At 65.2% G+C, this 25,531-nt stretch carries 28 protein-coding genes; 12 read left to right on the forward strand and 16 right to left on the reverse strand.

Annotated features, from left to right (window positions below):
• Positions 1 to 18: 18 nt before the first annotated feature.
• Complete coding sequence (locus Q8Z05_RS00815; protein ID WP_305941652.1) at positions 19 to 906, reverse strand: general stress protein; 888 nt, start codon at positions 904 to 906, stop codon at positions 19 to 21.
• Positions 907 to 982: 76 nt separating this feature from the next.
• Between Q8Z05_RS00815 and Q8Z05_RS00820 the strand changes: the two genes are divergently transcribed.
• The 3 genes from Q8Z05_RS00820 to Q8Z05_RS00830 are packed head-to-tail and all read left to right on the forward strand — an operon-like array spanning position 983 to position 4,102.
• The gene (locus Q8Z05_RS00820) at positions 983 to 2,266 is read left to right on the forward strand and encodes a magnesium transporter MgtE N-terminal domain-containing protein (protein ID WP_305941653.1); all 1,284 of its coding nucleotides are present in this window, start codon (positions 983 to 985) and stop codon (positions 2,264 to 2,266) included.
• Complete coding sequence (locus Q8Z05_RS00825; protein WP_305941654.1) at positions 2,247 to 2,963, forward strand: DUF1003 domain-containing protein; 717 nt, start codon at positions 2,247 to 2,249, stop codon at positions 2,961 to 2,963. Before Q8Z05_RS00820 ends, Q8Z05_RS00825 begins: the two co-directional genes overlap by 20 nt.
• A gap of 11 nt (positions 2,964 to 2,974) precedes the next feature.
• The gene (locus tag Q8Z05_RS00830) at positions 2,975 to 4,102 is read left to right on the forward strand and encodes an Mrp/NBP35 family ATP-binding protein (RefSeq protein ID WP_305941655.1); all 1,128 of its coding nucleotides are present in this window, start codon (positions 2,975 to 2,977) and stop codon (positions 4,100 to 4,102) included.
• A gap of 34 nt (positions 4,103 to 4,136) precedes the next feature.
• Here the strand turns inward: Q8Z05_RS00830 and Q8Z05_RS00835 are convergent, their stop codons facing one another.
• The 3 genes from Q8Z05_RS00835 to sigE all read right to left on the reverse strand — a co-directional run bounded on the left by Q8Z05_RS00835 (position 4,137) and on the right by sigE (position 6,310).
• Positions 4,137 to 4,538: a Sec-independent protein translocase TatB gene (locus tag Q8Z05_RS00835; RefSeq protein ID WP_305941656.1), complete on the reverse strand. Its 402-nt coding sequence runs from the start codon at positions 4,536 to 4,538 to the stop codon at positions 4,137 to 4,139.
• A gap of 81 nt (positions 4,539 to 4,619) precedes the next feature.
• Complete coding sequence (locus tag Q8Z05_RS00840; protein WP_305941657.1) at positions 4,620 to 5,672, reverse strand: anti-sigma factor; 1,053 nt, start codon at positions 5,670 to 5,672, stop codon at positions 4,620 to 4,622.
• An 8-nt stretch (positions 5,673 to 5,680) separates the two neighbouring features.
• Complete coding sequence (gene sigE, locus Q8Z05_RS00845; protein ID WP_305941658.1) at positions 5,681 to 6,310, reverse strand: RNA polymerase sigma factor SigE; 630 nt, start codon at positions 6,308 to 6,310, stop codon at positions 5,681 to 5,683.
• 296 nt (positions 6,311 to 6,606) lie between these two features.
• Between sigE and Q8Z05_RS00850 the strand changes: the two genes are divergently transcribed.
• On the forward strand, positions 6,607 to 7,239 hold the full coding sequence (locus tag Q8Z05_RS00850) for an O-methyltransferase (protein ID WP_305941659.1): 633 nt from the start codon (positions 6,607 to 6,609) through the stop codon (positions 7,237 to 7,239).
• A gap of 45 nt (positions 7,240 to 7,284) precedes the next feature.
• On the opposite strand, the gene Q8Z05_RS00855 is transcribed toward Q8Z05_RS00850, so the two are convergent.
• The 4 genes from Q8Z05_RS00855 to Q8Z05_RS00870 form a co-directional block, all read right to left on the reverse strand.
• Positions 7,285 to 7,452 (reverse strand): DUF3117 domain-containing protein, encoded by a 168-nt coding sequence (locus Q8Z05_RS00855; RefSeq protein ID WP_009357720.1) that lies wholly within the window; start codon positions 7,450 to 7,452, stop codon positions 7,285 to 7,287.
• A 245-nt stretch (positions 7,453 to 7,697) separates the two neighbouring features.
• Positions 7,698 to 8,960, reverse strand: coding sequence for a hypothetical protein (locus Q8Z05_RS00860; RefSeq protein WP_305943445.1), 1,263 nt, complete (start codon positions 8,958 to 8,960; stop codon positions 7,698 to 7,700).
• 50 nt (positions 8,961 to 9,010) lie between these two features.
• Positions 9,011 to 9,370, reverse strand: coding sequence for a DivIVA domain-containing protein (locus Q8Z05_RS00865; RefSeq protein ID WP_305941660.1), 360 nt, complete (start codon positions 9,368 to 9,370; stop codon positions 9,011 to 9,013).
• A 23-nt stretch (positions 9,371 to 9,393) separates the two neighbouring features.
• The gene (locus Q8Z05_RS00870) at positions 9,394 to 10,218 is read right to left on the reverse strand and encodes a TIGR00730 family Rossman fold protein (RefSeq protein WP_305941661.1); all 825 of its coding nucleotides are present in this window, start codon (positions 10,216 to 10,218) and stop codon (positions 9,394 to 9,396) included.
• 164 nt (positions 10,219 to 10,382) lie between these two features.
• Between Q8Z05_RS00870 and Q8Z05_RS00875 the strand changes: the two genes are divergently transcribed.
• The 4 genes from Q8Z05_RS00875 (at position 10,383) to Q8Z05_RS00890 (ending at position 13,674) form a co-directional block, all read left to right on the forward strand.
• Positions 10,383 to 11,138: an amino acid ABC transporter ATP-binding protein gene (locus tag Q8Z05_RS00875; RefSeq protein WP_305941662.1), complete on the forward strand. Its 756-nt coding sequence runs from the start codon at positions 10,383 to 10,385 to the stop codon at positions 11,136 to 11,138.
• A gap of 68 nt (positions 11,139 to 11,206) precedes the next feature.
• Positions 11,207 to 12,091 carry a glutamate ABC transporter substrate-binding protein gene (locus Q8Z05_RS00880; protein WP_305941663.1) on the forward strand — a complete coding sequence of 295 codons (885 nt, stop codon included), beginning with the start codon at positions 11,207 to 11,209 and terminating at the stop codon, positions 12,089 to 12,091.
• 96 nt (positions 12,092 to 12,187) lie between these two features.
• A complete protein-coding gene (locus Q8Z05_RS00885) occupies positions 12,188 to 12,838 on the forward strand; it encodes an amino acid ABC transporter permease (RefSeq protein ID WP_305941664.1) in 651 nt (216 codons plus the stop codon).
• Positions 12,835 to 13,674, forward strand: coding sequence for an amino acid ABC transporter permease (locus Q8Z05_RS00890; protein WP_305941665.1), 840 nt, complete (start codon positions 12,835 to 12,837; stop codon positions 13,672 to 13,674). The genes Q8Z05_RS00885 and Q8Z05_RS00890 overlap by 4 nt, the downstream gene beginning before the upstream one ends.
• A gap of 74 nt (positions 13,675 to 13,748) precedes the next feature.
• Here the strand turns inward: Q8Z05_RS00890 and dapE are convergent, their stop codons facing one another.
• The gene (gene dapE, locus Q8Z05_RS00895) at positions 13,749 to 14,873 is read right to left on the reverse strand and encodes a succinyl-diaminopimelate desuccinylase (RefSeq protein ID WP_305941666.1); all 1,125 of its coding nucleotides are present in this window, start codon (positions 14,871 to 14,873) and stop codon (positions 13,749 to 13,751) included.
• 50 nt (positions 14,874 to 14,923) lie between these two features.
• Here dapE and dapD point away from each other — a divergent pair, with 50 nt between their 5' ends.
• Together dapD and Q8Z05_RS00905 are read left to right on the forward strand one after the other, a co-directional pair.
• Positions 14,924 to 15,955, forward strand: coding sequence for a 2,3,4,5-tetrahydropyridine-2,6-dicarboxylate N-succinyltransferase (dapD, locus tag Q8Z05_RS00900; protein WP_305941667.1), 1,032 nt, complete (start codon positions 14,924 to 14,926; stop codon positions 15,953 to 15,955).
• 55 nt (positions 15,956 to 16,010) lie between these two features.
• Entirely contained in the window at positions 16,011 to 16,862 is an 852-nt protein-coding gene (locus Q8Z05_RS00905; RefSeq protein ID WP_305941668.1) for a hypothetical protein, read from the forward strand.
• A 10-nt stretch (positions 16,863 to 16,872) separates the two neighbouring features.
• On the opposite strand, the gene Q8Z05_RS00910 is transcribed toward Q8Z05_RS00905, so the two are convergent.
• Both Q8Z05_RS00910 and Q8Z05_RS00915 read right to left on the reverse strand, forming a co-directional pair.
• A complete protein-coding gene (locus Q8Z05_RS00910; RefSeq protein ID WP_305941669.1) occupies positions 16,873 to 17,484 on the reverse strand; it encodes a hypothetical protein in 612 nt (203 codons plus the stop codon).
• Positions 17,485 to 17,555: 71 nt separating this feature from the next.
• Positions 17,556 to 18,194, reverse strand: a complete 639-nt coding sequence (locus Q8Z05_RS00915) for a TetR/AcrR family transcriptional regulator (RefSeq protein ID WP_305941670.1) — start codon at positions 18,192 to 18,194, stop codon at positions 17,556 to 17,558.
• A gap of 81 nt (positions 18,195 to 18,275) precedes the next feature.
• On the opposite strand from Q8Z05_RS00915, the gene galE reads away from it, so the two are divergent.
• A complete protein-coding gene (gene galE / locus Q8Z05_RS00920; protein ID WP_305941671.1) occupies positions 18,276 to 19,289 on the forward strand; it encodes a UDP-glucose 4-epimerase GalE in 1,014 nt (337 codons plus the stop codon).
• Positions 19,290 to 19,466: 177 nt separating this feature from the next.
• Here galE and Q8Z05_RS00925 read toward each other — a convergent pair whose 3' ends face one another.
• From Q8Z05_RS00925 to fdxA, 3 genes are all read right to left on the reverse strand, one after another.
• On the reverse strand, positions 19,467 to 20,750 hold the full coding sequence (locus Q8Z05_RS00925) for a citrate synthase (RefSeq protein ID WP_043482784.1): 1,284 nt from the start codon (positions 20,748 to 20,750) through the stop codon (positions 19,467 to 19,469).
• Positions 20,751 to 21,009: 259 nt separating this feature from the next.
• Positions 21,010 to 22,158 carry a succinyldiaminopimelate transaminase gene (dapC, locus tag Q8Z05_RS00930; protein WP_305941672.1) on the reverse strand — a complete coding sequence of 383 codons (1,149 nt, stop codon included), beginning with the start codon at positions 22,156 to 22,158 and terminating at the stop codon, positions 21,010 to 21,012.
• Positions 22,159 to 22,168: 10 nt separating this feature from the next.
• Positions 22,169 to 22,495 (reverse strand): ferredoxin, encoded by a 327-nt coding sequence (gene fdxA / locus Q8Z05_RS00935; protein ID WP_055796733.1) that lies wholly within the window; start codon positions 22,493 to 22,495, stop codon positions 22,169 to 22,171.
• A gap of 201 nt (positions 22,496 to 22,696) precedes the next feature.
• On the opposite strand from fdxA, the gene Q8Z05_RS00940 reads away from it, so the two are divergent.
• Positions 22,697 to 22,942: a putative acetyltransferase gene (locus Q8Z05_RS00940; protein ID WP_305941673.1), complete on the forward strand. Its 246-nt coding sequence runs from the start codon at positions 22,697 to 22,699 to the stop codon at positions 22,940 to 22,942.
• Between the two features lie 18 nt (positions 22,943 to 22,960).
• Here the strand turns inward: Q8Z05_RS00940 and Q8Z05_RS00945 are convergent, their stop codons facing one another.
• On the reverse strand, positions 22,961 to 23,323 hold the full coding sequence (locus Q8Z05_RS00945) for a hypothetical protein (RefSeq protein WP_305941674.1): 363 nt from the start codon (positions 23,321 to 23,323) through the stop codon (positions 22,961 to 22,963).
• Between the two features lie 49 nt (positions 23,324 to 23,372).
• A complete protein-coding gene (typA, locus tag Q8Z05_RS00950) occupies positions 23,373 to 25,301 on the reverse strand; it encodes a translational GTPase TypA (RefSeq protein WP_305941675.1) in 1,929 nt (642 codons plus the stop codon).
• Positions 25,302 to 25,531: the final 230 nt, after the last annotated feature.

Below are 25,531 nucleotides of genomic sequence, written 5' to 3' on the forward strand. Positions count from 1 at the left end.
GCCTTTGCTGTTTCCGGGCTAGCGCTGGGTGTCGCCCTCGGCGGGCTCGTGCTCAGGACCGTTCTCCTGTTTGGGCTGGTCGGTCACGCGGACGCCGTACTGGGGCCGGCCGTCGGGGAGGTCCGGGTAGCGCACGGCGGGAGTCGGCGCGGCACGGTGCTGGGCCTGCTCCTCGGAAGGCGCCTGGGGTCCGTGAGCCTCCGGGCCGGCGGCAGCATGCGCGCCGGTGGCGGGCTGGTTCCCTGCCTCGGGCGTCCTTTGGCCGTAGGGGTCGTTCCAGCCGGCGGGCCGCTGGGGTCCGGTTCCCTGTTGCGGAGCGTGCTGTTGCCCGGACTGCTGGTAGGGCTGGTGCTGATAGCCGCCCTGGCCGTACGTTGCGGCGCCCGCTGTCGCGTCAGACGTGGTCATGGGCAGCTGCTGGAGCATGCGCCGGGCCTCATGGGATGCTTCAAAGGCCACCACGACGTCGTAGTTGGTGGCCACCACCTGGCTCGTTGAGGTGAAGTCGCGCTTCCCGCGCTGCATTGCATACGTGACGATGCCGAACAGCATGAAGAATGCCGCACCCATGAGTACCGAGGTCACAATCGAGAAGTAGCCTCCGGTCGGCGAGAAGAAGGACAGCATGACGCCGACAAACAGGCCGAACCACATTCCGCTCAGTGCGCCGGACAAGGCGACGCGGGGGTAGCTCAGCCTCCCGGTGACCCGTTCCACCATCTTCAGGTCGTTGCCCACGATGGACACCAACTGGACTGGGAACTGCTGGTCGGCGAGGTAGTCCACCGCCTTCTGGGCGTCCAGGTAGGAGCTGTAGGAGCCGACGGTGTCCCCGGCCGGAACCGTGCGCAATTCATCCGGCCCGTTCGGGACACCGGCCTTGGGAGCACCAAAAATGTTTGACATACATCCATTCTTGCCCATCCGGCTGGGTGCACGCTGAAATTCAGCTAAAAGAGAGCAGACTCGGTAGCCTGTACAGGTGAGCACAAATCTTTCGCGGGTGTTTGTTGCGCGCCTTCTCGGACTGGACGTCTTCGACCCCCTGGGCGATCGGCTGGGCAGACTGCGCGATGTTGTCGTGCTCTCCCGCGGCACCAGGGGCGCACCCCACGTGGTGGGCATCGTGGTGGAAGTGCCCGGCAAGAAGCGGGTTTTTGTCCCGATGACACGGATTACTTCGATCGACCAGACCCAGATCATCTGCACCGGGCTGGTGAACCTGCGCCGCTTCGAACAGCGCGGCGCCGAAACCCTGGTGGTGGCCGAAATGTTCGACCGCCGGGTGACCCTGGCGGACGGCAGCGGCGACGCCACCATCGAGGACATCGCGATGGACCGGCACCGTTCCGGCGACTGGTTCGTCAGCAAGCTCTTCGTGCGCCGCGGCCACTCCCTCTCGCCGCTGAGCCGGCTCCGCCGCAACGAAACCATGATCATCGACTGGGCCGACGCCCAGCAGGGCGCCCGCACGGAGCCCCAGGCCGCCACCCAGTTCGTGGCAACGCACGAGGACCTGAAGCCGGCCGACTTCGCCGAAGCGCTTCAGGAAATGAGCGACAAGCGCCGCTTCGAGGTGGCCAGCGAGCTGCAGGATGAACGGCTCGCGGACGTCCTGCAGGAGATGCCCGAGGGCGACCAGGTGGAAATCCTCTCCGCCCTCGACGTCAACCGCGCGGCCGACGTCCTTGAGGAGATGGATCCGGACGACGCCGCCGACCTCCTCGCCGAACTTCCCTCGGCCCAGGCGGAGGAGCTCCTCCAGCTGATGGAACCCGAAGGTGCCGAGGACGTCCGCCGCCTCCTGGAATATGACGAAGACACTGCCGGCGGCCTGATGACGCCTGTTCCCGTCATCCTCCCTCCGGAGGCCACGGTGGCTGAGGCCCTGGCCCACGTCCGGCGCGAAGAGCTCTCGCCGGCGCTGGCGTCGTCGATCTTCATCGCCCGTCCGCCGCTGGAAACGCCCACCGGACGATTCCTTGGCGTGGTCCACATCCAGCAGCTCCTTCGCTACCCTCCGCCGGAGCCGCTCGGAAACCTCGTGGACAAGAACCTCGAACCCGTGTCTGACCAGGCGCACATCAGTGAAGTGGCCCGCACGCTGGCCACCTACAACCTGAACTCGCTCCCCGTCGTCAACAGCGACGGTCGGCTTGTGGGGGCGGTGACTGTTGACGATGTGCTGGACCATCTGCTGCCGGATGACTGGCGCGCCCACGATGATGACGCCCCGATAAGGAAACTTGGAGGCCGCATTGGCTGATCTCAGCTCACCGAGGAACTCCGGAAGCCGTCCGGGAGCCAAGATCACGGCCGGCCTGGACACACCCCTGAGCGGCCGCCAGCGGATCTTGCCCAAGTTCTCCCCCAACCCGGACGCTTTCGGCCACGCCACGGAAGGCTTCGCCCGATTCATGGGCACGCCGCAGTTCCTGGTCTACATGACGGTGTTCGTCGTGGTCTGGCTCGCCTGGAACACGTGGGCGCCGCTGGACTGGCAGTTCGATTCACGCGCCCTCGGCTTCACCTTGCTGACGCTGATGCTGTCCCTGCAGGCCTCCTACGCTGCGCCGCTGCTGCTGCTCGCCCAGAACCGGCAGGATGACCGTGACCGCGTATCGCTGCAGCAGGACCGCCAGCGCGCAGAACGGAATCTCTCCGACACCGAGTACCTCACCCGGGAACTGGCGTCGCTGCGCATCGCACTTCGCGAAGTGGCCACCCGTGACTACGTCCGCGCCGAACTTCGCAGCCTCCTGGAGGACATGCTGGAGGCGCAGGAAGAACTCCGCACCCATGATTCGACCGGCGAGGGCACGCACGAGTCCCCCAAGGACAAAGTCAAAGAGCGGTTGAAGGAACGGCGCGACAAGCAGCGCAACCCCCGGACCCAGCAGATCCCCAAGGTCAAGCCCGAACACCGCGATTTCCCTGCGCACCTCAACACCCCCGAAAGCTGAGCACTGACCGCATGAGCACCCCCCTGGACCAGGCAGTGGACGCTGCGCTGGCCACTGTTATCGACCCCGAACTGCGGCGGCCCATCACCGACCTCGGCATGGTGGAATCGGTGGATATTGCCGACGACGGCCGGGTCCGGCTCGTGGTGCTGCTGACCATCGCGGGGTGCCCGCTGCGTGGCACCATCACAGCTGATTCCGAGGCCGCGCTGTCCGCGGTCCCCGGAGTGACCTCCGTCGACGTCGAACTCAAGGTCATGACGCAGGAGCAGCGGGACGCCCTCAAGGAGAAGCTCCGCGGGCCCGGCGGCCAGCGCGGGATCCCGTTCAACCAGCCCGGTTCGCTCACGAAGGTCTTTGCCGTGGCCAGCGGCAAAGGCGGAGTGGGCAAGTCCTCCGTCACAGTGAACCTCGCCTGTGCCATGGCGGCCCAGGGCCTGCGCGTCGGCATCATTGACGCCGACGTATACGGGTTCTCGGTACCGGCCCTGATGGGCATCGGCCAGGCCCCCACCCGCGTGGACGACATGATCCTGCCGCCCGTCGCGTACGGCGTGAAGGTCATTTCCATCGGCATGTTCGTCAAGGGCAACCAGCCGGTGGCATGGCGGGGGCCGATGCTCCACCGGGCCCTCGAGCAGTTCCTCACCGACGTCTATTTCGGCGACCTGGACGCCCTGTTCCTTGACCTGCCCCCGGGCACCGGGGACATCGCCATCTCCGTGGCGCAGCTGCTTCCGAGGGCCGAGATCCTGGTGGTGACCACCCCGCAGGCCGCTGCCGCCGACGTCGCGGAACGGGCCGGGGCCATCGCCACCCAGACGGGTCAGTCGGTGGCCGGGGTCGTGGAAAACATGTCGTTCCTTGAAATGCCCGACGGCGGCAGGATGGAACTCTTCGGCAGCGGCGGCGGTGCTGTCCTCGCCGAACGGCTCACCGCAACAGTGGGGGCCGACGTGCCGCTTCTGGGTCAGATACCCCTGGACATCCTGCTGCGCGAGGGCGGCGATACCGGCGAACCGATCGTGCTCGGCCGCCCCGATACCCCGGCGGCCAAGGCGCTCACAGGGATTGCCGGCAAGCTCGCCGCCAGGCCGCGGGGCCTGACGGGCATGAAGCTGGGCCTCCAGCCGCGATGACTAGGCCCGGTGATTGTGCCGGCGAAATCCCGGCTTAGGTGGCCTCGGAGTCGAAGGGGGCCCGCTCGCCCTCGGCCAGCCGTTCGATGACGCGTGGCGGACGTTCCTCCGCGTAGGATGCGGCGGAGGCTGAGGCAACAGCCGCGACCGCAGCGGGCGCCCCGGCGCTGACCGGCTTGATGTCGTCGTCCAGCAGGGCTTCCTTGATGATCCGGCGCGGATCGTACTGGCGCGGATCGTATTTCTTCCAGTCGACATCGTCGATGTCGATGCCGACTTCGTCCTTGATCTGCTCCCGGGCGCCGGACGCCATCCGGCGGACTTCCTTGACCAGGTTCGCCAGTTTCTGGGTGTATTCGGGCAGCCGGCTGGGGCCGATCACCAGGACGCCGATGATCAGCAGAAGAAGAAACTCCGGGCCATTGATTCCAAACACCCTAGGAAGATTACCCTCTCCGGCGCGCTGGTGACGATTCCGCCAGCGAGCGCGCTGAACCGGCCTTGCCGGACTGATAGGTCATGGCGTAAAAAGCTCCACGATGCGCCCCAGGCCGCGCTGCAGCCTCGCTGCCAGCGGTTCCGGACCGGTTGCCGCACTGCCGCCCGTTGCGGGGGATTCGACGCCGGCCAGCGGCGTGCCGGAGCCCGCACGAACCAGTTCCGCCACGCCGTCGTCCGCAAAATCCGCGGGCAGGTCCGAAACGTACGTGAACGTCACGCCGGGGGCGGTGTAGATGGCCCGCCACGGCGCGGACGCGTTGATCCACAGCGCTCCGGCCCCGCCTGCGGGAGTGCCGGGACCGCCCGGGGCTTGCACGAACCCGTCATCGGCAGCGGAGCGGCCGGTCAGGATATTCGTGGGCGATGACGCCGGCACGGCCAGTGGCGCAGCACTGGCAGCGACAGGCTGCGAATGTTGCTCCAGCACGGTGGCGAAGTGTTTACCGTCAGTGAGCCTCAGCTCCAGGACCGGCTGCCCCGCAATGGCTTCCCGGCGCGCCCAGAGCACGTGGAACCCCATGTCCCGAAGCTCAGGGCATGACCACCCCCGTGCGCGAAGACCATCGAGGTCCGCGGCCGTCAGCGTGGCGGCGGCTCCCAGGGACGCGTCGCCAGCCGACGCCTGCAGCCCAAAGGACGCTTCCTGCTGCTGCATAGACCGGGACGAGGAGGCCCCTGCGACGGGCGTGGGGTCGCCGGCAACGAAGTAGGCGGCTGCGGACACCATTCCCGCCGCTGCCACGGCTCCGCCCGCCACAAGGCCCAGAGCCCGCAGCGCCGGGGACCCGGCAGAAGTGTTCCGGGGTGCAGGGTTTACAGCCGGCGTCCCGCCGGGTTCCATGGCGAGCTGCTGGGTCCGGGCCAGCAGCCTTGCCGTGAAGTCGTCGCTGGCGGCCGGGATCGACGCACGGCGCATGCGCTCAAGGTACTGGCGCTCACGCCACTGGCGCGAGGTGCACTCGGGGCAGGATTCCGTGTGCTTCGGGCTGCGGCCGCGCTTGCTGCGCGGCAGGAGTCCACGCGTACAGTTGCCTCCCAGGCCACGCAGCAGTTTTCTCAGCTGACCCATGGAGCCGATCAGAGGATGCCGGCGATGCGCGGCATCTTAAGCCGCGGCTTGAGGGACTGCCTGGTGCGGGGGTCGCGGTGCGCCAGCTTTTCCCGGAGCATAGTGCGCCCGCGGTGGATGCGGGACCGCACCGTTCCGAGCTTGACGCCGAGTGCCTCGGCCACTTCGTCGTAGGACAGGCCTTCAAGGTCACAGAGGACGACGGCGGCACGGAAGTCCGGCGGCAGTTCCTCCAGGGCGGCCTGCACGTCAAGGTCCAGGTTGTTGAATTCGAAGCTCTGTTCAGGGCCGGGTTCGCGGCCGGGCAGCCGTGATTCGGCGTCTTCGGCGAGGGCATCGAAGCGGATGCGGCTCTTTCGCCGCGCCTGGTCCAGGAAGAGGTTGGTGGTGATCCGGTGCAGCCAGCCATCGAGGGTGCCTGGCTTGAAGTTCTCCAGAGACCGGAAGACGCGGACGAACACCTCCTGGGTGAGGTCCTCGGCGTCGTACTTGTTACCGGTCAGACGGTAGGCAAGGCGATATACCTTGGCGGAGTGGTTCGTGACCACTTCCTCCCAGGTCGGCCGAACCCACTCGGCGTCCGGCCGGGCCACTGAATCTTCAATTGCCGGGACAGGTGCCACAACTGATGCTGACATCGTCCACTCCCCTCGTGGATGGTACTAACGCCTGGATGGTGCTGACACCAGTGCTTCGGCGCCGATCACCTCATGGATGAGCGGATAATCATCATTTCAAAGTTGGCTGGGAATTTCCTGACTATCCCGGCCCTTCAGCCTTGGGCGGAAAGCAACGCCGCCGCCCGTCGCCGAAGTGGTTCGCGTCACATCCGCAGGGCAGCCACAGCCTGCCGCAACGTCACCTCCGGGCCCGGCCCCGCCGGACACAGTACGCTGTTAGGAACACTCCCCTGCCGCCCAGAAAGCGAACCCTCATGAGCGCCGATAAGTCCACGAGCTGGTCCTATGCAGAAGATCTGCCTGCCGAGGACGAAGTACTCCTGCATGCTCGGGAGCGTTCCTTTGAGCTGGGCGTGACTCCGGTGGGGCCCGGCGTGGGAGCGGTGCTGACGGTACTGGCGGCAGCTTCGAAAGCGCAGACAGCGGTGGAGATCGGAACCGGAGCGGGCGTGTCCGGCGTCTGCCTGCTCCGCGGCCTCGGCCCCCAGGCGGTCCTGACCACCATCGATGTGGACGTTGAACACCTCAGGGCTGCACGGGAGGCTTTCCAGGAGGCCGGTAGCCCTGCCAACCGCACCCGCACCATTTCCGGCCGCGCCGGCGATGTCCTGCCGCGACTGACCGACAGCGCCTACGACCTGGTGTTTGTTGACGCGGACAAGCCGGGCATCCCGGGGTACGTCGAGCAGGCCATCCGGCTGCTGAAGCGCGGCGGACTGCTGATCATCAATGACGCCCTGGACAAGGACCGGGTGGCCAACCCGGCGGCCCGGGATTCCACCACAGTGGTTCTTCGGCAGGTGGGCAAGGCAATCCGCGACGACGAGCGCCTGGCCTCGGCCATGCTGCCCACCGGTGACGGGCTCTTGGTGGCGGTCAAGAAATAAGGAAGGGCCCGCAGCCACATGGCTGCGGGCCCCGCCCGAGCAAATCTATTCGGTCACGCCGACGAGGCATTCCTTGAGGTTTGCCGCCTCTGCCGCGTTAAGTTCGACCACAAGCCGCCCCCCGCCTTCGAGCGGCACACGCATAATCAAGCTGCGGCCCTCTTTGGTTACTTCCATAGGGCCGTCGCCGGTGCGTGGTTTCATAGCCGCCATGAGGAAAATCCCCTCCAATAGTCCCAGGACCTACCAGCCCGGGCGGGCTGTGGCCGCGTCGTCAATCAAGCCGCTATGGCGGCCTAGCTGCGACCGCCATGGCTGAACAGTGTCAAACGCAATGCGAGTGCGATTTGTTCATGCTTAACACCTATTATCCTGTAATTACCCGGCTGTAGCTAATTGATGGATTTTCTTCATCGCTTGGAAAATTGTGGCCTCAGTCATAGCGTCCCCCGCCTCCCTTACGGCGGATAGTCTCCCCCGCCAGGCAGCTGGGCCCAGGCCCACAGCCACACGATCCAGACAATCTGGAGCAGCAGGAACATGATGACGACGGTGCCGCGGTAAGCCTTCGATCGCGACACCAGCGCTGCACCCAGGGCCAGCGGAAACAGCGGCAACAGCATCCGGAACGTGCTCGTCTGGGGGTGCAGGAAGACGAGCAGATAACCCATGTAGCAGATGCACCAGAGCCGCAGCTCGGCCCCCAGCGCCACGACTGGAGGGGACGTCATAACCAGTCCGAAGACGGCAACGAACACAAACGGAGCCAGCACACCCAGCACGGGCCCAAAAAGCTGGATCCCGGTGTCGAACCATGGCTTGAAGGGCACCAGGTCGTGGCCGCGCCAGACGGTTTCCGTCTTGGTGTAGGCCCCCGGGTCCCCCGTCACTGCCCAGGCGATGGCCGGCCACATCAGGGCACTCAGCCCGCTGACTCCGGCAAGGGCCGCCAAGGCCAGCAGTTCCCGTCCGCTGTGGGGCACGTGCTCCCGACTACCCGAAGCGTCGGGAAAGCGGGTGTCGGGAAGGCCAGCGCCGGGACGGCTGCGCTGCCACAGCCGGTGGGCGAGCAGCCCGCCGGCCATGGCGGCGAACGGAACACCCGTTGGCCTGGAAAGGCACATCAGGACAACAACCGGCATGGCCCACACATATCGCCGCTGCATTACCAACAGCAGTGCCGACGCCAGCAGCAGGAGGTTCAGGGATTCCGCATAGGGCACCTGAAGCACGGCGGCCACGGGGAACGTGGCGAAGAAGGCGACTGCCCACATCGCCGTGCGGTGCGTGGCTTTGTGCCGGAAGAGGCGGTACACCACCAGGGCGGCACCCAGCCCTGAGGCCATGGCGATGAACGTGAGCGCCAGGGCCGGGTCAAGGCCTGTCATGGCCGATACTGCCCGCCCCAGCATAGGAAAGAGCGCATAGAAGGCCCAGGCGTTCTCCTGGACGTTCCCGCTTTCGTCCACGGGAAGCTGGCTCGGGTAGCCGTTCAGGAGCACTTCGCCGTACCAGCGCGCATCCCAGATGTTGATGAAGTTCCAGTAGTCGGGTTTGGCGGGAAACCACGGGTTGACCCCCTGGTGCAGGGCGGCGGCCATGAAGATGCAGGCGCTGACAATCCGCGCAGCGGCGTAGACCGATGCCACCTGAACCCACCACGGCCACCTGCCGGCATGGGCGGCGACGGACGCGATCCCTTTCCGCACCCGGCCGTCCAGGCCCTGGGTTCCCTCCGGCGCCACGCGGCCGGCGGAAGTGCCCGGCCGGCTCAAGGCACAGTCTCCCCCGGCTGGGCCGGTGCATTCAGTTCCGCCCGCAGCCGATCGATTTCGCGATCCTTGGCGGCTAGCTGGTCACGGAGTTCGTCCAGTACCTGGTCGACCTGGTCCATGCGGTAACCCCGCAGCCCCAGTGCGAACCGGACCCGGTCGACGTCGGCCGGCGAGGCTTCGGCCGGAAGGAGCACCGGAGGAAGGGACGCCACAGGCTCGTCGAACCCGTCAAGGAGCGCAGATTCCCCGGACCGCCGGCGCCGGAAAATGCCGGACGCGCCATCAGCTCCGAAGAAGAGCATGGTGCCGATCAGGGCGATGGCGAGGAATATCAGGAAGAAACTCACAGGATCCATCGTGCCAGACGCCGGCGCGGCAGTTATTCCGGCCGCTGGTTGCCGTTTGGTCCGCTGGTGCCATAGCCCTGAGCGCCCTCCGGGGGCCGGATGGCGCCGTGGATGACGAGGTCCACCGCGTGCGCAGGCTCGTCGACGACCTGGATGAGGTCCAGGTCCTTCTCGGAGATCATGCCGTCTTCCACCAGCGTGCCCCTGATCCAGTCGATCATGGGTCCCCAGAACGCCGTGCCGAGGAGGACGATGGGGAACGAGGTGACTTTCCGGGTTTGCACCAGGACCATCGCCTCGAACAGCTCGTCGAGTGTGCCCAGTCCGCCGGGAAGCACAATGAAGCCCTGGGCGTACTTCACGAACATGGTTTTCCGTGCGAAGAAATAGCGGAAGTTGATCCCGAGGTCCACCCACTGGTTGAGGCCCTGCTCAAACGGAAGCTCAATGCCGAGCCCCACGGAGACACCGTTTCCCTGAACTGCGCCTTTGTTGGCCGCTTCCATGGAGCCGGGGCCGCCGCCGGTGATGACAGCCACCCCGGCTTCGGCCAGCTTGCGGCCAACCTCAACGCCCAGCTCGTAGTACACGGAGCCGGGCTTGGTGCGGGCGGACCCGAACACGCTGACAGCCGGCCCGAGGTCCGCGAGTGCGCCGAAGCCTTCCACGAACTCACTTTGGATCCTGAGCACCCGCCACGGATCCGTGTGGACGAACTGGCCCGGCCCCTTGGTGTCCAGCAGGTGTTGGTCCGACATCTCCACTGCTGCCTGTTTGCGCCGCAGCTCCAGCGGACCCTTGTGACGGGTGGCAATGGGAGGTACTGGAGTTGGAGAAGGCTGCGGATCGGTACTCATCCACCAAGGCTAGCGCGCTTCGACAAGCGCGACCGTCCGGCGCGTCCCATCCTGTTGGAGCAGGCACCCGGGGCTTTGACCTGCAGGTATCTCTTGAATCACGATCTGCAGGAAGTTGGAGTGATTGCCGTCATATCCCGCTAATGTTCGCTAGATTCTCTCTTATGACTACTCAAGTGCCCGGCGAAGCTCTCGTCTCCCTGAAAGCCGTGAATAAGCACTACGGCCAGCTGCACGTACTCAAGGACATCAACCTGAACGTCCGTAAGGGCGAAGTTGTTGTGGTCATCGGACCGTCCGGGTCCGGTAAGTCCACACTCTGCCGGGCCATCAACCGCCTCGAAACCATCGACGACGGCAAGATCGCCATCGACGGCAAGGAACTGCCGGAGGAAGGCAAGGAACTCGCCAAGCTGCGCGCCGACGTCGGAATGGTGTTCCAGTCCTTCAATCTCTTTGCCCACAAGACGATCCTCGAAAACGTCACCCTGGGTCCGATCAAGGTCAAGGGCGTTGCCAAGGCGCAGGCCGACAAGGACGCCATGGCGCTGTTGGAGCGTGTGGGCGTCGGCCACCAGGCACCCAAGCTCCCGGCGCAGCTCTCCGGCGGCCAGCAGCAGCGCGTGGCGATTGCCCGTGCCCTGGCGATGAAGCCGAAGGTCATGCTGTTTGACGAGCCCACCTCGGCCCTTGACCCGGAAATGATCAATGAGGTCCTCGACGTCATGATCCAACTCGCCAAGGAAGGCATGACCATGATCGTGGTTACCCACGAGATGGGCTTCGCCCGCAAGGCCGCCGACCGCGTGGTGTTCATGGCCGACGGCCAGATCGTCGAAGACGCAACACCGGAAGAGTTCTTCACGAACCCGAAGAGCAACCGCGCCAAGGACTTCCTCTCCAAGCTCCTCACCCACTGATTCCACGAGACCGCACCTACGCAGTTCGCACCCAGGCCACCACAGTGGCCGCCAATGAAAGGTATGTCATGAAGGCATTTTTGACCCGACGGAAGTCCTTTGTGGTTGCAGCATCAGCAGCCCTCGCCCTGACTCTGAGCGCATGCGGCGGCAGCACCGGTACCACCAGCGACCCCACGGTTGCCGAGAAGCCCACCTTCGCGGCCGGCAGCACCATGGAGAAGCTCGCTTCCGCCGGAACGATCAAGATCGGCACCAAGTTCGACCAGCCCCTCTTCGGCCAGGTGGGCCTTGACGGCAAGCCCATCGGCTTTGACGTCGAGATGGGCAAGCTGATTGCCGCCAAGCTGGGCATCGCGGCGGACAAGATCGAATGGTCGGAGACCGTCTCCGCGAACCGCGAACCGTTTATCGAACAGGGCAAGGTGGACCTGGTCATCGCCACGTACACCATCAACGACAAGCGCAAGCAGGTCGTCAGCTTCGCCGGGCCGTACTACGAGGCCGGCCAGGCCCTCATGGTCAACAAGGACAACGACACCATCAAGAAGCCCGAGGACGTCAAGGGCAAGAAGGTCTGCTCCGTGACGGGTTCCACCCCTGCCGGCACCATCGTGGAGAAGTACGGAGCAGTACTCGTTCCTGCGGCCACCTACTCGGCCTGCCTCGAACCGCTGCGCAACAAGCAGGTGGAAGCCATCACCACCGACAACGTGATCCTGGCCGGCTTCGTGGACAAGGAACCTGACGCCTTCAAGCTGGCCTCGGACGAGACCTTCACCAAGGAGCCCTACGGCATCGGCCTGAAGAAGGATGACACCGTCTTCCGCAACTGGATCAACGACCAGCTGGAAGAGTTCAGCAAGGACGGGTCTTACAAGAAGGCCTGGGAAGCAACCGCGGGCTCCGTCATCAAGACGGCGCCGGAACTTCCGGCCATCAACCGTTACTAAGTAACGCAGGGCGGTTGCCGGAGTCCGTTTGCCAAGGCTCCGGCAGCCGCCGCTCCCATCTTCGCTCCCGTCCGCGACACACAGCCAAAGGATGTTATGGACGTCATCATCGATAACCTGCCACTTTACTGGGAAGGCTTTCTCCGAACCCTGTTCCTGTCAGCCGTATCCGGAGTCATCGCCCTCCTGCTGGGAACGGTGCTGGCCGCCGCCCGGGTTTCACCCGTTGCCGCCCTCCGCGGCTTCAGCATGACCTACGTGGAGATTCTGCGGAACACCCCCCTGACCATTGCCTTCTTCTTCGCCGCGATCGTCCTGCCGAGGCTCGGGGTGAAATTTGAGCAGTTTGAAGTGGCGGCCATCATTGCCCTGAGTGCCTACACAGCAGCCTTCATCGCTGAAGCAGTGCGCTCCGGTGTCAACAGCGTTCCGGTCGGCCAGGCCGAGGCCGCGCGCAGCATCGGCATGAAGTTCGGCCAGGTGCTGTCCCTGATCATTCTGCCGCAGGCGTTGCGGACGGTGATCCCGCCGTTGATCAATATCCTGATCGCCCTGGTCAAGAACTCATCCGTCGCCGGCGCCTTCTTCGTCCTGGAGCTGTTCGGCTACGGCCGCCAGCTCGCCAACTCCAACGGCGACCAGGTGATGGCCGTTCTCATCGGGGTGGCTTTCTTCTACCTGCTGATCACTGTTCCGTTGGGTATCCTGGCGAGCACCGTCGAACGAAAGGTGGCGATCGTCCGATGAGCTCGGTTCTGTACGACGTCCCAGGGCCAAAAGCCCGCCGGGTTTCACTTATTGGCTCCGTAGTGGGCTCCCTGTTGATCCTGGGACTGCTGGCATGGATCATCAGCACACTGGCCCAGCAGGGCATCTTCGAGGGACGCCGCTGGGCGATCTTCACGCGGGCGGACGTCTGGTCGCTGCTCGGCAACGGCATTGGCGCAACCCTGAGCGCTGCGGCCGTCGCTGCCGTCATCGCGTTCCCGCTGGGACTGCTGCTGTGCCTGCTGCGGATATCCGACCTTGCCGCCATCCGGGTCCCCACCCGGATCGTGCTGGAATTCCTGCGCGGCATGCCCGTGGTCCTGATGATGTTCTTCGTCTTGCTCGTCTTCGGAACCAATCAGTTCATCGCGGTGGTAGCCGGCCTTGTCCTGTACAACGCGGCGGTCTTCGCGGAGATTATCCGTGCCGGTATCCAGTCCCTGCCGAAGGGCCAGCGCGAGGCAGGCCTGACCATCGGCCTGACCAGTTTCCAGTCCCGCATGGTCATTGAACTGCCCCAGGCCGTCCGGCGCATGATGCCGTCACTCGTTGCCCAGCTCGTGGTGCTGCTGAAGGACACGTCCCTGGGCTACATCGTGGCCTACGGTGAACTGCTCCGTGCCGTGCAGGTCATGGCCGACTTCCTGGGAACCCAGTTCCTGTTCCCGATCTTCTTCGTGGCCGCAGCAATCTACATCGCGATCAACATCTGCGTTTCGCGCATCGCAGTCTGGATCGAACGGCGCGGTTCCAAGAAAGCTGCCGGGGGCGTGGCCAAGGCTGAGCCTGAACCGATTGAAGCCGAAGTGAAGTAGCACGCAGGAAGTGAAGCACCAGGAAGGCCCGGATCACAGATCCGGGCCTTCCTGCCTGAGCGGGGTCCTTGCGGTTAGTTTCCCAGCCACGTCCGCAGCGCCCGGAGGCACTCACGGATCGCATCGGCGTCGACGTGTTCGTTATCTTTATGCGCCAGCAGTGGGTCGCCGGGCCCGAAGTTCACGGCCGGAATTCCCAGTTCGCTGAAACGCGCGACGTCGGTCCAGCCGTACTTGGGTTTCGGTTCCGCGCCGACTGCTGCCACGAAGGACGCGGCAGCAGGATGATTCAGTCCCGGCCGCGCGCCGGCGGCGCTGTCCGTTTTGACCACCTCGAACCCGTCGAGAAGTTCCCGCACGTGGGCCTCCGCCTGTGCCGGCGTCTTGTCCGGAGCAAAGCGGTAGTTGATCTCCACCACGCAGCGGTCCGGAATGACGTTTCCGGCAGTGCCTCCGTTGATCTTCACCGCGTTGAGGCTTTCCCGGTAGTCCAGGCCGTCCACGTTGATGGTGGCCGGTTCGTAGGCGGCCAGCCTGGCGAGGACGGGGGCGGCCGCATGAATGGCGTTGCGTCCCATCCAGGCCCGGGCGGAGTGTGCTGCCTCACCGATGGTGGTTGCCTCGAACCGCATGGTGCCGTTGCACCCGCCTTCCACGGTTCCGTGAGTTGGCTCCAGCAGGATGGCGAAGTCACCCTCGAGAAGCCCGCCGTGATTGCGCACCAGCCGACCGAGGCCGCTCTTCACCGCTTCTACTTCCTCGTGGTCGTAGAACACGAAGGTGACGTCCTTGCCCGGTTCCTTCCCGCCGTCGAACATGCCGGCGGCCAGTGCAAGCTGCACCGCGACGCCGCCTTTCATGTCCGTCGCGCCGCGGCCGTACAGGAGTCCTTCGCCGGGCGCGCCTGAAGGCCAGAACGAAGGGACGGTGCCAAGGGCGCCGTCGGTGGTGGGGAGCGGCACCGTATCCAGGTGCCCGGCCAGGATGACCCGCTCAGCGCGGCCCAGGGCAGTGCGGGCGATGATCGAATCGCCGTCCCGGACGACCTCAAGCTGCGGAATCTTCCGCAGGGCATGTTCGACGGCGTCGGCCAGTTCCTCCTCGTTGGCCGAGACACTGTTGATGTCGATGAGTGCAGCAGTGAGGAGGGCGACGTCCTGGCGGAGGTCCAGGCGGGCAGAGGCGGTTTGAGCAGTCACACGGACAGTCTAGTTCGAGACCTGCTCCCGCCTCTCGATAGACTGGGACCATGACTGAAACCGCTGCTGCTTCCGCCGTGCCCGCCGATAATTCCGCATCCGCCGATGCCCGCTCCGCCTATGGCTACGGCGTGGCCACCATTTCCACCCGCAACGGCGAGGCCACCGTGCTGGACGTTTGGTTCCCCGCACCGTCCCTGGGAACCGCAGCGGATAGCCTCCGGAACGTGGAGAGCGCGGATCCCGTGCTGGCCGAGATCGCCGCAGCCGGCAGCGACGCCGACCGCGGCACCGAGCAGCAGGTCGTTTTCGTCCAGGTGCACCTCGATGAAGCCCCTGCCGACACCGCGGACGCCTACCTCCGCCTGCACCTGCTTTCGCACCGGCTTGTGCAGCCCAACACCATCAACCTGGACGGCATCTTCGGCAAGCTCCCCAATGTCGTGTGGACGAACTTCGGCCCTGCTGCCGTTGAAGGCTTCGAACTGACCCGGGCGAAGCTGCGCAAGCGCGGCCCCGTGACTGTTTACGGAGTGGACAAGTTCCCGCGCATGGTTGACTACGTGGTGCCCGCAGGCGTCCGGATTGCCGACGCCGGCCGCGTCCGGCTTGGCGCCCACCTTGCCGAGGGCACCACGGTGATGCACGAAGGGTTCGTGAACTTCAACGCAGGCACCCTGGGCACCTCCATGGTGGAAGGCCGCATCTCGGCCGGGGTTGTCACCGGCGACGGAACGGACGTCGGCGGCGGCGCCTCCATCATGGGTACGCTGTCCGGCGGCGGCAAGGAGAAGATCTCCCTCGGTGCGCGTGTGCTGCTGGGTGCCAACTCCGGCGTCGGGATCAGCATCGGCGACGACTCGGTGGTCGAGGCCGGCCTGTACGTCACGGCAGGCACCCGCGTCCGCGTCATCGGTCCGAAGGACGCCGACGGAGTGGACACCACCCGGGTGGTCAAGGCCGTTGAACTCTCAGGTGTGCCCAACCTGCTGTTCCGCCGCAATTCCACGAACGGCGCCGTGGAGGTACTCCCCCGCAAGGGCCAGACCGTGGAACTCAATGAGGCCCTCCACGCCAACTGATTCCGCCCGCCCGCAGACGTCAACCGGCCCGATCAGGGCCTCAGGGAGCAACCTCGTGTCACGGAGACGTGGCCTGCGCCGCCTGCTAGTGCTGGGGCTGGTCCTGGCCCTGATTGCCGGCGGTGTCTACACGGCCGTGGCCTTTATCCAGCGTTCGGAAACGCTCATTGCCGAAAAGTGCACTGCCGCCGTCGGATCGCGGGAGGCCGACCTGGCCACCGACCAGGCGGCAAATGCGGCGCTCATTACAGCCGTTGCCGTGCGCCGCGGGCTGCCCCCGCGGGCCGCAAGCATCGCACTGGCAACCGCCATGCAGGAATCCAAGCTGCGCAACATCGAGCACGGAGACCAGGCCGGGCCGGATTCCCGCGGCCTGTTCCAGCAGCGTCCCTCCCAGGGCTGGGGCACCGAGGAACAGGTGATGGACCCGTATTACGCCAGCGGGGCGTTCTACGACGCCCTGGTGAAGATTCCGGACTATGAGTCACTGGAAATCACGGCTGCGGCGCAGCAGGTGCAGCGCTCTGCCTACCCGCAGGCCTATGCGCAGCATGAGGACATGGGCCGGGCATTTGCCTCCGCCCTGACCGGGCAGTCAACCGGGGCACTGGACTGCACCCTCAAGTCGCCCGAGGCCCCTGGCGACGTCCAGGCTGTCCTTGGCGAACTGACCGCCGCCTTCGGGAACGTCCCGGCGACCACAGACGGCACCACACTTGTGCTGGAGGCGAGCGGGACCCAGGCCTGGGCCGTGGCACAGTGGGCCGTGGCGAACGCCAAATCCCTGTCCGTGACGAACGTCGGTGTGGAAGGACGCAGCTGGGACCGGGCGGCCAGCAACGGCTGGCAGCCCTCGGAGAGTCAGTCCGGCCTGGTCACGGTCACGGTCGCTGCCGGGACTTCCTGACGGCCGGGACTCAGACGAGAAGCTCCACGACCGGCTGGACGTAGCTTCGGAAAACCTCGGGCTGGGACAACAGTTCCTTGCTCATGATGATCTTGTCCGGCTCGAGGTACCATGCCCGAGGTTCCGTCAGCGGAAGTTCGATGATCGTCAGGGTGAAGTCCCGCGAACCGCGGCCCACTTCCAGCAGCCGGTCTTCCACCATGTCGCCCAGGAGTTGCGGGGCGCCGCTCGCCTCCCGTTCGGCCTCAAGTGCGGCGTATTCGGAGCGGCGCTCACGGGCCCAGGTCAGAGCCGACCCGAAATGCGCCTGCAGGACGCGCTGGAGGGCGGGAGAGTTCCCGAAGGCGTCAAAATCGGGGGGCTTCACATCGGGCGCCATTTGGGGATGCGACTTGAGCAGCTGCTCCCACCAGGCTTCCCATTCAGTCTTAAGGGCACTGATTCCGCCGACTTCGGACGTGAGGTTGGTGTGGTCCACCGGTCGGATCTTGGGAGCCATATGGCACAAAGCCGGACGCCCGGCGCTGTTGAGGCCTGCAGCGTCCCGGACGTAGAGTGCAATGAGCATGGGACCCGAGGTGTCCATGGTGATCCGCCAACCAGGACCGCCTGTTTGGTGCATCCGAATGGCCTCCCTTGGCTTGTTTACTGTCCCAGTGTATTCCTCTTGACTACTGACGTTAATGGCTTGTTTTAGTGGCTCAGCGCAGACTGGCCCAGGCTCAGCAGGTGCGACGACAGCACGTCCCGGCACATGTCAGCCGTCATCCACTCAGGCTGCAGCAGGACATGCATGGTCAGTCCGTCCAACGTAGCGAGCAGCCGCTCCGCTTCGATAACCAGGCCCTGATGGCCATCGTCGGCCCCTGTCACCCCGGGCGGGCTGAGTTCCATGATCAGCCAGCCCACGACGGCGGCCACGGACCGGTGGCTGCGGTCAGCCTCGGCGACCAGGAACGGCCTGATCCGGGCTGCGTTCTTGAACGCCATCCAGACGCACGCGTCCACGGCCCGCTCCTCGTCCAGCGGGAGGAACTGGCCCAGCAGGGTTAACACGCCGTCCCGGTGCTCAGCTGTCCCGGGAGACAGTTGGGTGAGTCGGTCCCGCGCCGCGTCCAGCCTGCCGGTGATCCTGTCCACCACCACACCGAATGAATGGGCCAGCAACTCGTCACTGCTGGAGAAGTAGTGGCGGACGGATCCCACGGCAAGTCCGGCCTCGTCAGCCACTTCACGCAGGGAGGCCCGTTCCAGTCCGTCCGCTGCAATGATCCTGAAAACGGCTTCGACAACTTCCTGGCGCCGGACTGCGGCATCAACGATTTTGGGCACTCCTACTATTTAGCACAGTTGTGCCGCCAAGGTGTGGGCAACACGGGCGGAAGCGCGGCCAACTGGGATAGCGTTGAGCTCATGAGAATTCTGGTTACGGGCGGCACCGGCTACATCGGGTCCCACACTGTTCTGTCCCTGCAGGAAGCCGGCCATGAGGTGGTGGTCATCGACAACCTGGTCAATTCCAGCGAAGAGTCGCTGCGCCGCGTCGCCGAGCTCAGCGGCAAGGAGGCGGTGTTCCACAACGTGGACCTCGTGGACGAACAAGCTGTCGAGGCCGTCTTTGCGCAGGACCGGATCGACGCTGTGATCCATTTCGCGGGCCTCAAGGCCGTGGGCGAATCCGTCCGTGAGCCGCTGAAGTACTACTACAACAACCTGGTAGGTACCCTGAACCTGATCCGGGTGATGGACCGGCATGACGTCCGCTCACTGGTCTTCAGCTCCTCGGCCACCGTGTACGGCGAGCACAACCCGATCCCCTACGTGGAAAAGATGGAGATCGGCGCCAACAACCCGTACGGCCGGACCAAGGAACAGATCGAGGACATCCTCTCGGACCTTGGCACCGCGGACAGTCGCTGGCACATCGCGCTCCTGCGCTATTTCAACCCGGTGGGTGCACACCCGTCCGGCCGGATTGGCGAGGACCCCCAGGGCATCCCCAACAACCTGGTTCCGTTCATCGCCCAGGTCGCAGTGGGCCGCCGCGAAAAACTGATGGTCTTCGGCGGCGACTACGACACACCGGACGGCACCTGCCTCCGTGACTACATCCACGTGGTGGACCTCGCCGAAGGCCACGTCGCCGCCCTCAACCACGTGGCCGGCCGCACGGGTGTGTTCCGGTGGAACCTCGGTTCCGGCAAGGGATCATCGGTGCTGGAGGTGCTGCGTTCCTTCGAAAAGGCCGTAGGCCACGAACTCCCCTACGAGATTACGGGCCGCCGCGCCGGCGATCTCCCCGCGTTCTGGGCCGATGCCACGTCGGCCCTGGCTGACCTCGGCTGGTCCACTACGAAAACCGTGGACCAGATGTGCGAGGACCACTGGCGCTGGCAGAAGAACAACCCGCTGGGCTACAACTCCTGACATCGGTTGCTCCGTAGGTGTCGTTTTCACGGCCCAAAACGACCGTGGGCCCACGCCGGCGAGGGCCCCGGCCCGAGCTTGCGAGGGCAGGGAGCCGGTGGGGATCAATCGATGAAAGAACGACGCCGGCTGCGCACCCAAGGTGCGCAGCCGGCGTCGTAGTTTAATTCGTCAGCCTTAGCTGGCAGGGTAGTTCCGCTCCGGCTCTCCTGTGTAGAGCTGGCGCGGACGGCCAATCTTGGTGCTGGGGTCGTTGATCATTTCGCGCCACTGGGCAATCCAGCCCGGCAGGCGGCCGATCGCGAAGAGCACTGTGAACATCTTCTCCGGGAAGCCCATGGCCTTGTAGATCAGGCCGGTGTAGAAGTCCACGTTCGGGTAGAGCTTGCGCTGGATGAAGTAGTCGTCACCCAGGGCCTTCTCCTCAAGGCGCATGGCGATGTCCAGCAGTTCGTCGTTGCCGCCGAGTTTGCCGAGCACTTCGTGTGCCGTGTCCTTGACGATCCTGGCCCGCGGATCGTAGTTCTTGTAGACGCGGTGCCCGAAGCCCATGAGGCGGACGCCGTCTTCCTTGTTCTTGACCTTCTCCATGTAGTCCTCGGGCTTGATGCCCTCGGTCTGGATCTGGCGCAGCATCTTGAGCACGGCTTCGTTGGCGCCGCCGTGGGCGGGGCCGAACAGCGCGTTGATACCTGCGGACACCGAGGCGAAGAGGTTGGCGTTGGACGAGCCGACCAGTCGTACGGTGGACGTGGAACAGTTCTGCTCGTGGTCCGCGTGCAGGATCAGCAGAAGGTCCAGGGCCTTGACCATCACCGGGTCCAGCTCGTACTGCTCGGCCGGAAGGCCGAAGCTGAGGCGGAGGAAGTTCTCCACCAGGTTCATGGAGTTGTCCGGGTAGAGCATGGGCTGGCCAATGCTCTTCTTCAGGGCGTAGGCCGCGATGACCGGCATTTTGGCCAGGAGCCGGTACGTGGAAACTTCCACATGCTCCGCGTTGAAGGGATCCAGGGAGTCCTGGTAGAAGGTGGAGAGCGCGGATACGGCCGAGGACAGCACGGGCATCGGGTGGGCGTCGCGCGGGAACCCGCCGAAGAAGCCCTTGAGCTCTTCGTGCAGCAGCGTGTGGCGGCGGATCCTCTGGTCGAAGGCGTCCAGCTCGGTGGGAGTCGGCAGGTTGCCGTAGATCAGCAGGTAGGAAACTTCCAGGAAGCTGGAGTGCTGTGCCAGCTGCTCAATCGGGTACCCGCGGTACCGCAGGATGCCGGCATCGCCGTCGATGTACGTGATGGCCGAAGTGGTGGCCGCGGTGTTCATGAAACCGGGGTCAAAGGCGACGGCGCCTGTCTGCTTCAGCAGTTTGGAAACGTCATAGCCTTCGTTTCCTTCTACAACCTTGATACGGGGGAGTTCGAGCTCGCCGCCCGCGTGGCGCAGGGTTGCGCTGGTGGTCTCAGTCATGGAGTCTCCTCATGAGGCGTCAGGGCCTCTCTGTAGAAAGCTTGATCCAACCTCCGGTGAAGCCGGCCGAGGAGCCTGCAGGGCAGGGATTCCAACGGCCGGGCTGCCTTCTTGTAGAAAGCCACCATTGATAGTCAGTTAAAAAGTACCGCTCCAAGGCAAGGTGACACTAATCCGGTAGTGCCGAAATGCCCCGAAAACGCCCCCGTTGTGTTGCGTGTCACACCATTGTTACGGACCTGTTGCCGCCCGTTGCCGGCTACGCGCCAGCGGTCAGCCGTGCCACTCCCGCGTCGATCCGCTCATCCGCGGCGGTCAGTGCCACCCGGATAAACCCGTTTCCGGCATCGCCGTAGAACACGCCGGGACCCACCACAATCCCGAGCCCGGCCAGCCTGCCTACGGTGTCCCACGTGGCTTCACCGGCACTGCACCACAGGTAGAGTCCCGCCTGGGACTCGTGGATTGACAGCCCGAAGGATTCGAGAGCCGGCACTATCCGCTCCCGCCGCCCGCGGTAGAGGTCCTTCTGGGCCTGCACGTGGGCGTCGTCACCGAGTGCCACGCGCATGGCTTCCTGGACCGGGTAGGGAACGATCATGCCGGCATGCTTGCGGCTGTTGACCAGGTTGGCCATGATGACCGGGTCGCCTGCAACAAACGCTGCGCGGTACCCCGCAAGGTTCGATTGCTTGCTGAGGGAGTACACCGCCAGCAGGCCGTCATGGGATCCCCCGGCGACGCGCGGGTCCAGGATGCTGGGCACCGGGCGGCCGCCGCGCTGGACGTCCCACTCCCCCCAGCCGAGCTCCGCGTAGCATTCGTCGGAAGCCACGACGGCGCCAAGCCCGCGGGCCTGGTCCACTATCCGCTTCAATGATGCGGCATCGCGGACGCTGCCGGTGGGGTTGGCCGGCGAATTGACCCAGACGAGCCGGACCCGCCGCCGTGTCTCGTCATCCAGTTCGTCGAGATCGTCAGCGGCGATGTGTTCCGCGCCTGCGAACGTCGCCCCGATGTCGTAGGTCGGGTAGGCAACGGTAGGGCGGACGACGACGTCACCGGGCTTGAGGCCCAGGAGGAACGGCAGCCACGCCACCAGTTCCTTGGAACCGACAGTGGGCATCACGTCCCTGGGATCCAGTCCGGGAACGCCGCGGCGGCGTGCGAACCAGTCAGCAATCGCTTCGCGGAGCGCCGGCGTACCGTGCACCGTGGGGTACCCGGGGGCGTCGGCGGCCCGCTGGAGCGCCTCCTGGACCAGGACGGGCGTGTGGTCAACCGGGGTGCCGATGGAAAGGTTGACAGGCCCGCCGGGGTGCTTGGCGGCCGTGGCAAGATACGGGGCCATGGCCTCCCACGGGTAGTCGGGCAGGCTAAGGCCGAAGCTGCGTACCGCGGATGTCACGCCAGGTGCCTCAGTGGTCCTGGTTCTGCGGCGGCAGGGCAGCAATCATCGGGTGGTCGGTGTGGGTGTTGCCCACCTTGGCGGCGCCGCCGGGCGACCCCAGGTCGTCGAAGAATTCGACGTTCGCCTTGTAGTAGTCGGCCCACTCGTCAGGGGTGTCATCCTCGTAGTAAATGGCCTCGACGGGGCAGACAGGTTCGCAGGCACCGCAGTCGACGCATTCATCCGGGTGGATGTAGAGGGACCGCTCGCCCTCATAGATGCAGTCGACGGGGCATTCCTCAATACATGCCTTGTCCTTGACATCTACACACGGCTGCGCGATTACGTACGTCACGTCCCTTGCCTCTCCACGTTGGTTCCGGCACTCGGCCGGTGATCTTCCCGGCCTGAGCGCCGGACTGCTGACTTCTGAGCCTATTATCTATCAGCCTGTTCCCGCGAACCTAGCAACGCGTCATAGAAGCCCGGCGTCACAGAAGCCCGGCGTCATACACGCCCGCGGTGCTGACAGGAAGGGGCGTCCTAGGATGAAGTGGTGACGTCACAGGCCCCCGATTTCCGCCAGTTCCTCGACAACGCCCCGCTGGGCACGCGGGTGGTGGTTCGCTACCGCATCCCGGAGGGCCTGACGGACGCGCTGGGCGACCTGGTGGGGATCACCGCGGCCGAGTGTACCGTCCGCACCCGGCGGGCCGACGTCGTCATTCCCCTGGCCATGGTAGTGGCAGCGAAACCGGTACCACCGCCTCCCCCGCGGCGCGCGGCGCGAGCGGCGGGCTAAGCCTGCCGTCCGGCGGCTTCAGGCGCGCCGGGGCGGTTCCCGGTAGCGCCGGCACCACACGAGCATCAGCACGGTCACCGCGGCGATACCGTAGATCCAGAGGTAGCCGGGAACGTCCGCGGCGATAAGCCGTTTGCCGGGCTCCAGGTTCGACCACAGACCTGCCAGGACGTAGCACAGCACGCCGCAGGCCGCCGGCGGGATCACCGACCTAAAAGCCGCCCCGAGGAGCAACTGGACCGAGCCCAGAAGGACCAGCGCCGCCACCGCACCCCAGGGAAGAACGACGCCGGACACCATCCACTGCTGGCGATGCAGGGCCGTGCCTGCCGCCGCAACAAAAAGAGCTGCCGGCACGGCGGCGGCGATGCCGCCTGCCATACCGGCAGCTCTATTGTTCACGAAGGTAATAACCGGAACGTGCCGGGGGTCAGACCTTGGCGCGGGCGCGGTTGGCCTTGGCGCGCTCGTTGGTGTCCAGGATCACCTTACGGATGCGGATGGACTCCGGGGTAACCTCAACGCACTCGTCCTCGCGGGCGAATTCGAGGGACTCTTCGAGGGTCAGGTCGCGGGGCGGCGTCAGGTTCTCGAAGGTGTCGGAAGAGGCTGCACGCATGTTGGTGAGCTTCTTTTCCTTGGTGATGTTGACGTCCATGTCGTCGGCGCGGGAGTTCTCCCCCACGATCATGCCTTCGTAAACCTCGGAGGTGGGCTTCACGAAGAAGGAACCGCGTTCCTGCAGGTTGATCATGGCGAACGGCGTGACAACACCGGCGCGGTCGGCGATCATCGAACCGTTGGTGCGGTATTCGATCGGGCCGGCCCAGGGCTCGTAGCCCTCGGAGATGGAGGCTGCGATGCCGGCGCCGCGGGTGTCCGTGAGGAACTTGGTGCGGAAGCCGATCAGGCCACGGGCGGGAACGATGAACTCCATGCGGCACCAGCCGGTGCCGTGGTTGGCCATGTTGGTCATGCGGCCCTTGCGGGCTGCCATGAGCTGGGTGACGGCGCCGAGGTACTCTTCCGGCACGTCGATGGTCATGTGCTCCATCGGCTCGTGGATCTTGCCGTCGATGGTCTTGGTGACCACCTGCGGCTTGCCGACGGTCAGCTCGAAGCCTTCGCGGCGCATCTGCTCAACGAGGATGGCCAGTGCCAGCTCGCCACGGCCCTGAACTTCCCAGGCGTCGGGACGCTCGGTGGGGAGGACCTTGATGGAGACGTTACCGATCAGTTCCTTGTCCAGGCGGTCCTTCACCTGGCGGGCCGTGACCTTGGCGCCCTTGACCTTGCCGGCCAGCGGCGAGGTGTTGATACCGATGGTCATGGAGATCGCGGGATCGTCCACGGTGATCAGCGGCAGCGGCTGCGGGTTCTCGGCGTCGGTCAGGGTCTCACCGATAGTGATTTCCTCGATGCCGGCGACGGCCACGATCTCACCGGGGCCTGCGGACTCGGCCGGGACGCGGTCCAGGGCCTTGGTGGCCAGCAGTTCGGTGATTTTGACGTTCTTCAGTTCGCCGTTGGCGCGGGCCCATGCAACGGTCTGGCCCTTGCGGAGCGTGCCGTTGTAGATGCGAAGCAGCGCCAGGCGGCCCAGGAACGGAGAGGCGTCGAGGTTGGTCACGTGCGCCTGCAGGACGCCGTTGGGGTCGTACGTCGGTGCCGGGATGTGCTCGATAATGGTCTTGAAGAGCGGCTCGAGGTCCTCGTTCTCCGGGGCCGTGCCGTCGGCAGGCTGCTCGAGGGAGGCGCGGCCAACCTTGGCTGCTGCGTAGACAACCGGAACTTCGAGGATCTTGTCCAGGTCCAGGTCGGGAACTTCGTCCGCGAGGTCGGAGGCCAGGCCAAGGAGCAGGTCCATGGACTCGTGGACAACTTCTTCGATCCGCGCGTCGGGGCGGTCGGTCTTGTTGACCAGCAGGATCACCGGCAGGTGCGCGGCGAGGGCCTTGCGGAGCACGAAACGGGTCTGGGGCAGGGGTCCCTCAGAAGCGTCGACGAGCAGCACTACACCGTCAACCATGGACAGTCCGCGCTCCACCTCGCCGCCGAAGTCCGCGTGGCCCGGAGTGTCGATCACGTTGATGGTGATGGTCTCGCCCTTTGAGGACGGTCCGTTGTAGGCCACGGTGGTGTTCTTGGCCAGAATGGTGATGCCCTTTTCGCGCTCAAGGTCACCGGAGTCCATCACGCGGTCTTCGAGGTGGTTGTGCTCGGCAAAGGAGTTGGTCTGCTTGAGCATGGCGTCGACCAGCGTGGTCTTGCCGTGGTCAACGTGGGCCACAATCGCGACGTTGCGCAGGTCACTGCGCGATGCAGTGGCTACCGCAGTGTTGGTGGTGGTTTCAGACATGCGTTATTGCTCGATTCAGTGGTGAAGTCAGCTGTGGTATCGCGACATTTCCAACCGGAACGCACGACGAGAAGACCCTTTGGCACAGGGCACCTGCTACCAGTCTAAGCGCTAGGTCATTTATTGGCCTAAAAACCCGAAACGGGCCCCTCCGCGCCCCCGTTACAGGATCGTCACCGGGATGGGATGAATAGTGCCTAAAGTTACTGGCTATTCCTTGTGCTATGCCC

Source organism: Arthrobacter oryzae (assembly GCF_030718995.1).
In the GTDB taxonomy this organism is placed as follows: Bacteria; Actinomycetota; Actinomycetes; order Actinomycetales; family Micrococcaceae; genus Arthrobacter; species Arthrobacter oryzae_C.